Source organism: Chengkuizengella axinellae (genome assembly GCF_030730905.1).
GTDB classification, from domain to species: domain Bacteria; phylum Bacillota; class Bacilli; order Paenibacillales; family KCTC-33759; genus Chengkuizengella; species Chengkuizengella axinellae.
Genome location: NZ_JAVAMP010000011.1, coordinates 37567 through 50149, shown reverse-complemented (window position 1 = coordinate 50149; position 12583 = coordinate 37567). Strand labels below are relative to the sequence as shown.

Genomic DNA, 12583 nt, shown 5'->3' with positions numbered 1-12583 from the left:
CTAGCTTCCACATATCCTATCATAAACTGCAGAGATCTCATATTGGGAAATATGGATATGAAATGGTATAATAAATCAATAAAAAGGTTCGTATTTCCCAACCCTGGAATTGGAGGGGATATATTGAAATTAGGTGAAAGAATATATTACCATAGAGTTAAAGAAGGGATGACTCAAAAAGAACTAGCTGCCGGCATTTGTTCGATTCCATATCTGAGTAAAATAGAAAACAACAATACGGAAGCCAGTGAAGAAATTATATCGATGCTTTTTAAAAAGTTAGGCATCGAGTATTCAATGAATGATGAAGAGTTTGAAAATAAAACCTTAGAACTAATCAATGAATGGTATAAAGCAATTAAAAGTAAGAACATAGAGCAAGAGGAGCTTTATCATCATTGTAAATTGAATATGTCTAGTATTACAAATCCAACAATTATTAATCAATATACATTAGTTCATATTAGATATTGTTTGTTCAAGCAGGAATTTAGTCAAAGTGTAAAACTAATCAATGAATTAAATGATGTTGAAAAACTGTTTTCTGAAGATCAACAATATATGTTCTATCACCTGAAGGGTGTTTATTATTATTTTCAAAACGATTTAAATCGAGCTTTAGAACTACTCATTAAATCACACCAAATCTCTAAAAAAATAAATTTACTCGAAAAAGACCCTCATGTTTATTATATGTTGTCTCTGACCTACAGCAGATTATTCCACATTTCAGATGCTATTTATTATGCAGAGGTTGCTCTAGATTATTATCAACGTGACTTTGATTATGAACGTATGATAGACACTAGAAGTATTTTGATTATTAACTATATAAGATTGAATCAGTTTGATGAAGCATTGATTAATTTGGAAAGTTCCTTAAGATTTGCAGAAAAAATCAAAGATGATATAAGGTTAGGGAATATTTATCATAATTTTGGATATTTATATTTTCAGCAAAGTGAAGATAAAAAAGCGATTGAATATTACTTTAGAGCTTTAGAATATAAAAGTGAAGAAACAGAAACTTTTTGGAATACAGTGATGTACATATTAAAAGCTTACTTGAATGTAAATGAACATCATCATTTTAATCATTGGCTAAATAAAGGTTTGGAATATGCTCAGAAAAACAAATGGGAGTTTATTGAAAATAAACTAAAAACGATTGATAGTTTATATAATATTAAAAGTGACCATTCAAGGGAATACTTAGAAAATAAAGCCATCCCATATTTTCGAAAAAATTATACCCCGGATACGTTAATTGAAATTTATACAAAATTGGGTGACTACTACTATGAATTTGCAAAATATAAGAAGTCTAGTGATTTTTACAAGTGTATTATTACATTAAGTAAAGTGTGATAAGGAGGTGTTACCTTTGAAAAAGTTACTTATTCTAGGTATATTATTAATAATCTCTTTTACTATGACTGCATTTGAAACCGTTTCTTATGGAGAAGATCATCCTGAAGTATTTTCTATTTCTGATCAAGGTTAGAACTACATTATTTTATCAAAAAAAATAGAAAGCGTTTTCAAGAATGACTGAATAAAAACATCTTCTAAAGGTGTGAATATGAAAAAATATAAAATAATTAAAAAATCATGTTCTTCACCTTTAGATTTTTTATGAAAATTGATCTCGTACATTGTGTTCTTTTATAGATTGATCCTTTATTGTTTTATTTGTTTGTTGTCTAGTAGATAAAAATACACCACCAAGCACGAGGAAAAGTCCCACTAATAAAGTCCATTTCACCTCTTCGCCTAGCAAAGTATATCCCCAAATGATAGCTGTAGCTGGTACAAGGTAAGTCACCATTGTAGCAAATTCGGCACTTCCCTTTTGAACTAAGTAATAAAATAGAACATAAGCGACCCCTGATCCGAGTCCCCCAAGACCAATTAATACACTTATATTTTTCCATGATAGTATATCGGAAACTGCGATGGATTCAACAGATAAAGCTACAGCTCCACTGCCTATCGAACCGATGAATAATGTACAAAAGGTAATTTGATACATGGATAAACCAGTTAACATACGTTTAGAGAGCTGAGAGCCAAGTCCATAACAAATAGTAGCCGCGATCATACAAGCAAATCCCAGTAAATCAACTGAAATGATACTAGTAGGATTCACATCTAACAAAATGATCAGACCGATCAAACCAATTCCAAGTCCAACCCATTGTAGACGGTTCGTTGCAGAACGAAAGAAAATGATACCGATAATGATGGTCCATAAAGGTGTTGTTGCATTTAATACAGATGCCATGTTGCTTGACAGTCTTGTTTCGCTGAAAGCAATGAAAGCCCAAGGGATAGCTGTATTAATTAGAGCCATAAAGGACAAAGGAAACCAGGGCATCTTTCGAAGCTCAAAAGGTTTTCGTAAAATAAGCATAATTAGAACAATCGTTATTAATCCAGAAGAAGATCGAAGGAAAGCAATTGTCCACGGTCCAAAATCTTCAAGTAGTATTTTAATAAAATAAAAAGATCCGCCCCAGATGAGACTGAGTATTATAAGTATAAAAAAGAGGATACGTGGCATGTTCATTCCTGCTTTCTGTTATTGATGAGTTCCAGTTGCAAAATTCGAATAAAATCTGATTCTAATAGTGTACATGACTTTAAATGCAAGTGGAACCCTAATTTAACTGGGGCTATGCATATATTATGAAAACAACTGTCCAATGATAGAGTATTCCTAAATTCTAAAAAGAATGTAGAAGGTGCATCATCGGAGATTTCCTCCACTTCTATGGTTTACTTTAAATAGCGTCCCCTTCCGATAATATTCTACCAATGTGTCTTGATTTGTTAAAAACACACCCACCAATACCATAAGTGATCCCACAATAGATAACGTTTGGATTGCCTCATCTAAAAATGTAATACCTAATACCATGGCAATAATGGGAGAAACATATAACCATGTAGAAGGGAAAACGGGATTTGTTTTATTTACTAACCAATAAAACAATCCATGACCCATGATAGAACCGAATACTATGAGATAAAGTAAAGATAATGAAACAGATGTATCTGTTAAAGCAGTTAAAGTTGGTTTTTCCACAACTATAGAGAAAATCAACAACATGATTCCACCAAACAACATTTGAATCCCATTTAATAAAAATGGAGAGATTTTAGATTTCTCAGCCATTATTTTTTTTGAACGGATGGTTCCAAAACTATAGAAAAATTGACTTAACACAACAGCGATGGAAGCAATGATCCATAATGAATTTACAACCCCTTCTACTCCGGGAAAAGCGATAAGTATAACCCCTCCCAAGCTTGCCGCTAGACCTAATACCTGTATAGAGGACAATTTCGATTTCTCATCATATTTATTTAATAATAAAACCATAATTGGTCCAAATGCTGACAAGATAGCTGCTAATCCTGAAGGAATATACTGTTCAGCCCAATATAGAGTTGAAAAAGTACCAAAGGTGATGCAAAAACCAACAATGATTAACTGTTTCATTACTGTTATGGACGGGAACTTTACTTTACGAATTTTGAAAAAAAGAACGACCATAAGTCCAGCCGCAATAAATCTTAGTGATGCAGAAAAGATAGGATCTACACCAGCATCTATGCCTACTTTTATTGCAAAAAATGTAGTCCCAAATATAAAACAAATAATTAAATAATTCAGAATAACCATAACCGTTTCCCCCTAACGATGTTATTTTCCAAAGAAATATTTACTACATTGAGGTAATAATAAGGTATAATATGTATAACAGTAAAACATCTTTTATAACAGTTATTAAAGAGGCGGGAAGAATATGAAAATCTCATTATCAAAACAAACGGAGCATTCACTTCCTGAGCAAATATTTCAGTCTGTTTCAGACCGTATTCGTTCTGGATTAATTGCAGAAGGAGAAAGACTCCCCTCAGTAAGAAAACTGGCTGATCAACTTGAAGTCAGTCTTGTAACTGTACAGAAGGCCTATGAACTTTTAGAAAAGAAGCAGTTAATTGAAAGAAGGCAAGGGAAGGGCAGTTACGTCAAAAGAAGTGTAGAAAGAATTGAACAATCAAATCCGTATAATTGGCAAAACATGATTGAGGACTTTTTACCAAGAGCACAGACGTGGAAGGAGATGAAATCTTTTTCCCGACAACATAAATACAATTTATCCATTGCTAATTTAGCGCATGATTTATTACCCGTAGAGGAACTAACGAATATTAGTACAAAGGTAATTCGAGATGAACCTACTATATTAACTTCTTATAGTCCTGGTCCAGGGGATCATATTTTGAGGGAAGTTATAAGTGATTATTTAGTGGTTGAAGGCTTGAATGTTTCTCCTAATAAAATTGTTATAACAAGTGGTGCGCAGCAAGGACTTGAGCTTATTGCTAAAACCTTTCTCGGTGTAGGGGATGTTGTTTTCGTAGAAGCACCAACCTACATTGGGATCATTGATATATTTAAATCCAGAGGCGTGACCATTAAGACGATTCCAACAAATGAGGATGGAATGAACTTAAATGTATTATTACAGATGTGCGAGCAGTTTTCGCCGAAGTTTATTTATACAAATCCTACATTTCAGAATCCTACAGGCACCACACTTAGTGAAAAGAAACGCAGGCGATTAGTTGAAATTGCACAGGCTTTTCAAGTCATCATCATGGAAGACGATCCGTGGGGTGAACTAAGATTTGAGGCACCTACAAAACCGATGAAATCAATGGATGAGAATGGCCATGTCATTTATTTAAAAAGCTTCAGTAAACCGATTTCGCCTGGTTTTAGGGTGGGCTGCATTGTAGCTGATGGGAAAATATTAAATAAATTAAAAGCGGCTAAAAGTGTTTCAGATCTTGGCTCCCCTCTATTGAATCAGAGGATTATTGCTCGATTTATTCAGTCATTTAATTTTGAATCTCATTTTAAAAAGATGAATAAATTACTGCTTTTGAGAAGGAATTTACTAATTAACGCCTTGAATGAGTTGAATATTGAAGGTCTTAAATGGACGATTCCTAATGGTGGACCAGTAATGTGGATTACTTTCCCATCACATGTAAATACAGAGCATTTACTCATCGATGCTTTGAAACAAGAGCTTTTATTCATGCCTTCAGCGATGTGTTATCCCAATGAACCAGAGGTGAATCATCTTAGGATTAGTTACGGCAATTTATCTTTAAATACGTATAAGGAGGCTCTGGACGTATTCAAGAAAGTGGTACAAGATCACATGGAAGGTTTAAATCCTTTTACAGAAGATACACCATTGTTTTGAAAACATATGATTAAAGACCTATTTAACAATAGTATACCGAATGATATATTGATAATTATGGAGTCAAAACAGCAATAGGTCACAAAATAATTTATATTTTCCATATTGTGATAGATAATAATAAAAGTAAAACATAAATAAATCAGATGAATCAAATGAGTCATTCATCGTTTGTTATACATACTGAAGTGTTGAGTGGTATGTAAATGAAATATCGTGTTAAGGTGGAGAAAATACATGGCTATTAGAGTCGTTACAGATAGTACGTCCTATATACCTGAAAAGATTCAAAAACAGTATGATATTACGGTAGTACCTCTAAGTGTGACATTCGAAGATGAATCATTTAAAGAAACGGATGTAAGCAGTGAATATTTTTATAATAAGCTAGCAAAGAGTAATGCACTGCCGACTTCTTCACAACCATCGGTGCATGATTTATATTCTATTTTTGAAAATTTAGTGAAGCAAAATCATGATATTGTCGCAATATTTATTTCTTCTGAAATGAGTGGAGCTTATTCTACTGCACTTTTAGCAAGTAATATGATTTTAGAAAAGCATCCTAATGCAAGCATCGAAATTATTGATTCAGGGTCAACCAGCATGCAGTTGGGTTTTGCCGCATTAGCAGCTGCGAAGGAAGCAGCTGTAGGGAATTGTATAAGAGATGTTGTAGAAGCGGCTATAAATAATATGAAGAGAAGTCGATTTATTTTCATTCCAGAAACGTTGGAGTATTTAAAAAAAGGGGGAAGAATTGGTTCTGCCAAAGCTTTATTAAGCTCTGTGCTTAAAATCAAACCCATTCTAACCGTTTCGGATGGAAAAACGAATGTGATTGATAAAATAAGAACAAAAAAACGAGCGGTGACCAAAATGACAAACGTGTTCTATGATAATATCAAAACATTTGGTTTAGGTGATGTGATTGTGCATCATATTCAGAATGAAGAGGAAGCAAAAAGTCTAGCTGAAACCATAAAAGAAATTGCAGGAAAAAAAGTTCAGATTTGTCCTATAGGACCTGTCGTAGGTACACATGTTGGACCAGGTGCAATTGGCATTACTTATTATACGGAAAAGGAACTTTTAATATAAATCCCTTAACATAATGATAAAATCAGATTAATGAATTTTACCATGGACAAGTACTGCGATACAATGGTATAACAGGACTAGCAAAGACTTACACATGAAGGTGGCCGAATAATGACAGTTAAAATTGTTACAGATAGCACGTCTTACATTCCGGATTTTTTATTGCATCAATTTGAGATCTCTGTCGTATCACAAAATGTTGTAGATGAAGGTCAATGTGAAAGAGAATTAGATATTGATGAAGAAAAATTTTATGAGAAATTAGCCATTAGAAAAGATTTGCCAAGCTCCTCTCAGCCCTCTGTAGATGAATTTCATGAAGTATTTGAAAATCATATCAAAAATGGAGATGATATCGTAGGTGTGTTTGTTTCTTCTGAGATGAGCGGAACATATGAAACTGCTTTAATGGTTAAAAATATATTATTAGAAAAGTATCCTGAAGCGAACATCGAGTTGATAGACTCAAGAGTGAATATTATGCAGCTTGGTTTTGCAACCATTGCAGCTGCGAGAGCAGCAAAAGCAGGGAAAGACATTCCTGGCGTCGTTGATGCAATACAGAAGAATTTAAATAGAAGCCGAATTCTTTTTGTTCCAGAGACATTGGAATACTTGAAAAGAGGTGGAAGAATTGGTACAGCAAAGGCTTTAATAGGGTCTGTACTACAAATTAAACCTATCCTTACTGTTAAGGATGGTAAAACGGGTGTGTTTAGCAATGCTAGAACTAAGAAACGTGCACTTGAAAAAATGATGAACGAATTTTATGAGAATATAAAAGAACATGGCTTAGGTGACGTAATCATTCATCATATTCACTGTGAAAAACAAGCCAGATCCATCGCAGATAAAATAGGTGAGAAAATCGATAGAGCCGTCGGACTAGCTCCTATTGGTCCAGTTGCTGGATTGCATGTAGGTCCTGGGACAATCGGGATTGCTTATTATACGAAGGAAGAATTGAAATAGAATGAATTTTACTTTAAGCAAGTAGAACGTGATAAAATGAACTGTTTTTTAGGCCAACCAATCTCTTGAATAAGATGGTTGGTTTTTTTTGCTGTGTAAAATAACCCTCATCTTTTGATTGGAATATTTTACAATAATAAATTAGGGTTGTATAATGAAAATGAAATTAAGTTTCATTATTCAAAACAATATAAAGCTGAGAGGACTGAAATCATGCATGAATTTAAAGGTATTGATCATGTACAATTAGCAGCACCTAAAAACTGTGAGGACAAAACAAGACATTTTTATGAGGATATTCTGGGTATGGAAGAAATACCAAAACCTGAAAAGCTGCGAGTTAGAGGTGGTGTTTGGTTCCAATGTGGGATTCATGAAGTTCATATTGGCGTACAGGAAGACTTTCATCCAGCAAAGAAAGCACACCCTGGATTTGAAGTGAAAAATGTTCTTGAATTAGGAGCCCATTTAAAAGCACAGGGGATAGAAATAAAAGTTGATGAAACACGAAATGACGTCACACGATTTTTTGTAAATGACCCTTTTGGAAATCGATTAGAATTTTTGGAGTGGAATTGATTCGGGGCTTTTGAGGAAGGTTTGTATGATAGTGGAGGAGTATATGAAAAAGGGTTTATTTAGTATGATCGTTGTATTTTTTATTGCAGGATGCAGTCAAGAAGAAATTATAATGGAATCAATGCTAACGACAGAAATGTGGTTGGAGGACATCGAAGAATTTGCTCAACGATTACCTGCAAAACAAGTAGATTTCTATTCACTTATTGATGAAGATGACTTTTATCAAAAAATTGAATTATTCAAGATAGATGTTCCACATTTAAATGATGCTCAAATTAAAGTTAGATTAAATCAAATTATTTCTTCATTAGGTGTGGCTCATACAGGAATGGGTGGTTATTTTATAGATGAAAAATATCCATTCGATTTTTATTGGTTTGATGAAGGTATATTTGTGAGAAATACGACGAAAGAATATGAAGAAGCATTGTACACTAAACTAGTAAAATTAAATGGCATAGAAATTAATCACGTGATCAAGCAAGTATCTTCAGTGATCTCTTATGAAAATGAATATTGGTTGAAGAAGAAAATTCCTTCCTATCTTTTAATTCCAGAAGTATTGTATGGATTGGGTATCATAGAAGATATGAATAAAAAAACCTCATTCAGTTTCGAAAATGAAGAAGGAGAGGTTTTGGATTTAATAGTGTCTAAAATAGATAACCCTAATTTTGTAATAAAAAATGAATTGAATCCACTTTTCTATCAAAATAAAGATCAGAATTATTGGTTTGAATATTTACCTAAAACTAAAATAGTATATATTCAATATAATCAATGTATGGAAATGAAAGAAATGCCTTTTGATCACTTTGTAAAAGAAGTATTTGATTTTATGGATAACAATGAAACTGATAAATTAGTTATTGACTTGAGAGATAATACAGGTGGAGATTCTTCTATATTTGCACCTTTCTTCAAAGCTATTGAAAAACATGAGTTAAATCAAAAAGGAAAGTTGTATGTTCTCATTGGTGGGAGAACATTCTCCTCTGCTCGTATAAATTCCATGGAATTAAAACAATATACGAATGCTATTTTGGTAGGTGAACCTACTGGTGCAAAGCCTAATAGTTATGGTGAAAGCCAAGTTTTTAAGTTAAAGAACTCAGGTATTCTAGTTCAATATTCAACGAAATACTTTAATATGGACAAAAAAGATCTAGACGCGTTATATCCAGATCTTGAAGTACCATACACAATTGAAGATTTTAAAAATGGAATAGATCCGTTTTTAGAAATGGTTATAAATCATGTTCAAAAATGATTAAATCCTCTTTACTGATTCATATTAATCCACGCTTTCCGAAAATCATCATAGCCTAGAGCTTCAAACTCAGAATCTTGTATTGTATGATTAAAAGTTCGTTGAATACGAGGGTGGTATAAATAGAGAATGAGATGATCCTGTCTAAAATATTGCTCTATTTGATCCATCCAATATTCTCGCATGTTTTTGTCTGCTTCAAATTTCATTTTTGATAGTAAGTGTTCCATATCACTTATATGTTCTTTACTAAGAAATCTCTGGAATAGATTGGTTTTGTTAGAGAGAGCTTCTATGAAAGATAGATGATGATCATAGGAAGAGACTTCACTAGCAAATAATAAATCGGCATCTTGATCTAATAAAGGGGAGTAAAAGTCATCCATATCAAATACTTTATATTCTAGCTTAATTCCTACCTCATCAGCCTCTGCTACTAACCATTCTGCTTTTTGAATTTCAGTGTCTATGTTTTTCGTGTAGACTGCCAGCAACTCTCCTTGATATCCTGATGCCTGCAATAATGCCTTTATGAGTTTTCTGTTTTTTGGTTGAGGTTGTTTAGATTTCCATGGAAAGTAACTTGTTGATTCTGTTAAATGATCGTATCCACAATCTTTCCACATTTTTTTCATATAAAGCAAATGATAAAGTGCAGTTCTAAATGAAAGATTATGAACAATAGAAGGTTTATTAAAGTTTATTGCAAGGAAACGAACTCCATTAATTGTATCCACTTTGTTGATAGAAGATTCTTCAACCGCATCCACTCCTCTAATTTGAATGTTCATCACATCTTTGGCTTCGTTGGATACGAGGTAAAATTCTATTTCATCTATAAACGGACGCTCTAAAAAGTATAGATCAAAAGCTTCTAACACAATCATATTTTTGGTTCTTTTTTTTAGTTGAAAGGGTCCTGTTCCTATCCATTTATATTCATCAAAAGGTTCGTCCTTAGGTAAGATAGAAAGTGCGGTTGTACTAACATAACGTAAAAACAATGGATTTGGTTTTGATAAATGAAAACGGACAATATAAGGTGATATACATTCAATTTGTGAAATGTTATCTACTAGCCACTGTTTTGCGGAGGAAGATTCATTATATCGCTCGAAGGTAAACTTCACATCTTCGCTGTTTAATATACGTTGGTGATGAAAATGAACACCTTTTCTTAGATGAAATGTCCAGGTTTTATGATGATTACTTGTGTCCCAATGATGTGCTAAGTGAGGCTGCACCGTATCCGTTTTTTGATCAAAAGTAACAAGTGTGCTTCCTAGATGAGATATTAAATATTCTTCAAAATTAATGGTAATTTGAAGTGGATCTAGAGTTACAATTCTTTTTAACATCATTTGACGTAGTACATCCTTTGAAGGATTAGATTGATACCCGAACTTTTTTTGAATTTCCTTTGTTAGATCCAGAACCCAAGACTTTGGAATCGGGAGTTGTAATAATTGAAATGCATCCTCTAAACGATCATGTTTAATATAATTGTTGATGACTAATTGGATCTCCTCTTGAAAAGGCATGTGAAAAAAGAGTTGTGATGAATTCCCTCTACCTCTTCCAGGTTTATATATGTATTTTCCTTCTGCTTCAAATTTTTTAACTTTCAGCTTTGTGTTTTTCATATTACAATACCATAAAGATTGGAGCTCTTTAAGCTTAAATTCAACAGTATTGTTGTTCTCTCTAGTGTAAAAAAGAGATCGCATTTGAAAATAATCTAAGTCCTTCACTTGATTCTACCTCCTTTATTTTAGAACAACTCAAAGATCGAATGTTATCTAGGGATTTGATAAACCCACTAATTTATAAAAGGGGTTGTTGTTGAATTAATTATACCCTTTTTTACCTCTTTTGTATAAAGCATAATGATGCATAAGATAAAGAGCTCTTAAATAATCAAACTGATGCATCGGTAAATAAAGAGAACCTTGGAGGTGGAAAGGGAATGAAGTTTAAAGATTTTCACATGAATATAAAGATTAGAATAGTTGAAACCTTCATTAGTAAATTTATAGGAAGTATGATCTTCCCTTTTATGGCGATATATTTATCAAGTCATTATGGGTTGAAGACAGCAGGAGTATTACTTCTAATGAATGTAATCATAGGTATTGTCATTAGTTTCTTTGGTGGTTATTTTTCCGATAATTATGGTAGAAAAAAAATAATGTTATATGCTGAAATTGGCAGATTTATGGCCTTTGTTATCATGATGATTTCTAATTCGCCTTGGTTTGAATCAGTAGCTATCACCTTTCTTATGATGACGGCAAATACAGTCTTTATGGGGCTCTCAGGTCCCGCAAATCAAGCCATGTTAATTGATGTAAGTAAACCAGAACAACGGAAAGTGATGTACTCGATCACCTACTGGGCAAATAATTTATCGATTGCGCTTGGTGCTATATTAGGTGCGTTATTTTTCGAAAACTACTTGTTTGAATTACTCATTGCACTATCATTCGGAGCTTTGTCTGTTGTGATTTTAATTTTATTTTTCATTGAAGAAAGTTACATTCCAACCAAAAGGGATAATGCTTCATCACATATGGTGGAAATGTTAACCACGTATACCCTTGTTTTTAAAGATAAATTATTTGTTTGGTTTATGGTTGCAGGCGTATTAATTTTGTCCATGGAATTTCAATTGGCCAATTATATCGGTATTCGTTTGAGTGAAGGAATGGGGACACAAAAATTCTTGTATTGGGATGTAGACGGAGTAAACATGGTTGGATTTTTACTTACTGAAAATACAGTGTTAGTTGTGATCTTTCTTCTTTTTACTACTAAATTATTTGAAAGATACTCGGATAAAAGTGTGTTGCTTATCGGTTCCGTCCTATTCGTTGTTGGATATGGGGTTGTATCTTACTCAAACAGTATTTGGCTATTATTTATATTTATGATCATCGGAACACTAGGGGAAGTCGTTAAATTACCAGTTCAGCAGTCTTATACAGCTGCTATCCCCCCAGAATATGTTAGAAGTTCTTATATGGCGGTGGTTCAAATGTCATTTCATTTTGCACTAGTGATCTCATCCATATCTGTAACGATTAGTGCTTATTTATCACCTTCAATGATGAGTTTGGTCATAGTGGGTATAGGGTTTGCAGGAATAACAATCTATTATTTGATCTTTGATGAACTTCAAAAGAGAGTGGAGAAAAATAATGAGTCTGTAGAAAGTAATGAAAAATTAGCTTCATAGTTTGTTGTTTTTAAATCATCCTATAATTATAACAAATGAACACTGCCATAAACCTGTCAGGATAGCTCTAAAAGCTTATTTCATTGGATAGGAGTGTGATTTTTTGCGAAAATATGAGATAGTAGAAGGAACAAA

The 12583-nt window shown here is 33.1% G+C and carries 10 protein-coding genes; 7 read left to right on the top strand and 3 right to left on the bottom strand.

The genetic code is table 11. The features are described from left to right. The first annotated feature begins 123 nt into the window (after positions 1-123). Positions 124-1368, top strand: a complete 1245-nt coding sequence (locus Q5Y73_RS17940; protein ID WP_305993294.1) for a helix-turn-helix domain-containing protein — start codon at positions 124-126, stop codon at positions 1366-1368. A gap of 265 nt (positions 1369-1633) precedes the next feature. On the opposite strand, the gene Q5Y73_RS17935 is transcribed toward Q5Y73_RS17940, so the two are convergent. Continuing rightward, positions 1634-2563, bottom strand: a complete 930-nt coding sequence (locus Q5Y73_RS17935) for a DMT family transporter (protein WP_305993293.1) — start codon at positions 2561-2563, stop codon at positions 1634-1636. 186 nt (positions 2564-2749) lie between these two features. Further along, on the bottom strand, positions 2750-3688 hold the full coding sequence (locus tag Q5Y73_RS17930; protein ID WP_305993292.1) for a DMT family transporter: 939 nt from the start codon (positions 3686-3688) through the stop codon (positions 2750-2752). 124 nt (positions 3689-3812) lie between these two features. On the opposite strand from Q5Y73_RS17930, the gene pdxR reads away from it, so the two are divergent. The 5 genes from pdxR to Q5Y73_RS17905 all read left to right on the top strand — a co-directional run bounded on the left by pdxR (position 3813) and on the right by Q5Y73_RS17905 (position 9213). After that, entirely contained in the window at positions 3813-5288 is a 1476-nt protein-coding gene (gene pdxR, locus Q5Y73_RS17925) for a MocR-like pyridoxine biosynthesis transcription factor PdxR (RefSeq protein WP_305993291.1), read from the top strand. A 237-nt stretch (positions 5289-5525) separates the two neighbouring features. Next, complete coding sequence (locus Q5Y73_RS17920; RefSeq protein ID WP_305993290.1) at positions 5526-6389, top strand: DegV family protein; 864 nt, start codon at positions 5526-5528, stop codon at positions 6387-6389. Positions 6390-6500: 111 nt separating this feature from the next. Next, complete coding sequence (locus Q5Y73_RS17915) at positions 6501-7361, top strand: DegV family protein (protein ID WP_305993289.1); 861 nt, start codon at positions 6501-6503, stop codon at positions 7359-7361. 210 nt (positions 7362-7571) lie between these two features. Further along, positions 7572-7940 (top strand): VOC family protein, encoded by a 369-nt coding sequence (locus Q5Y73_RS17910; protein WP_371320235.1) that lies wholly within the window; start codon positions 7572-7574, stop codon positions 7938-7940. A 43-nt stretch (positions 7941-7983) separates the two neighbouring features. Next, entirely contained in the window at positions 7984-9213 is a 1230-nt protein-coding gene (locus Q5Y73_RS17905) for a S41 family peptidase (RefSeq protein WP_305993287.1), read from the top strand. An 11-nt stretch (positions 9214-9224) separates the two neighbouring features. On the opposite strand, the gene Q5Y73_RS17900 is transcribed toward Q5Y73_RS17905, so the two are convergent. Next, positions 9225-10964 carry an ABC transporter substrate-binding protein gene (locus Q5Y73_RS17900; RefSeq protein ID WP_305993286.1) on the bottom strand — a complete coding sequence of 580 codons (1740 nt, stop codon included), beginning with the start codon at positions 10962-10964 and terminating at the stop codon, positions 9225-9227. Between the two features lie 215 nt (positions 10965-11179). Between Q5Y73_RS17900 and Q5Y73_RS17895 the strand changes: the two genes are divergently transcribed. Continuing rightward, positions 11180-12448 carry an MDR family MFS transporter gene (locus tag Q5Y73_RS17895; RefSeq protein WP_305993285.1) on the top strand — a complete coding sequence of 423 codons (1269 nt, stop codon included), beginning with the start codon at positions 11180-11182 and terminating at the stop codon, positions 12446-12448. Positions 12449-12583: the final 135 nt, after the last annotated feature.

Bases quoted from the DNA above. Each gene is read 5' to 3' on its own strand.
- Q5Y73_RS17930 (WP_305993292.1), bottom strand. From the start codon at position 3,688: ATGGTTATTCTGAATTATTTAATTATTTGTTTTATATTTGGGACTACA.
- Q5Y73_RS17905 (WP_305993287.1), top strand. From the start codon at position 7,984: ATGAAAAAGGGTTTATTTAGTATGATCGTTGTATTTTTTATTGCAGGA.
- pdxR (WP_305993291.1), top strand. From the start codon at position 3,813: ATGAAAATCTCATTATCAAAACAAACGGAGCATTCACTTCCTGAGCAA.
- Q5Y73_RS17920 (WP_305993290.1), top strand. From the start codon at position 5,526: ATGGCTATTAGAGTCGTTACAGATAGTACGTCCTATATACCTGAAAAG.
- Q5Y73_RS17895 (WP_305993285.1), top strand. From the start codon at position 11,180: ATGAAGTTTAAAGATTTTCACATGAATATAAAGATTAGAATAGTTGAA.
- Q5Y73_RS17935 (WP_305993293.1), bottom strand. From the start codon at position 2,563: ATGCCACGTATCCTCTTTTTTATACTTATAATACTCAGTCTCATCTGG.
- Q5Y73_RS17915 (WP_305993289.1), top strand. From the start codon at position 6,501: ATGACAGTTAAAATTGTTACAGATAGCACGTCTTACATTCCGGATTTT.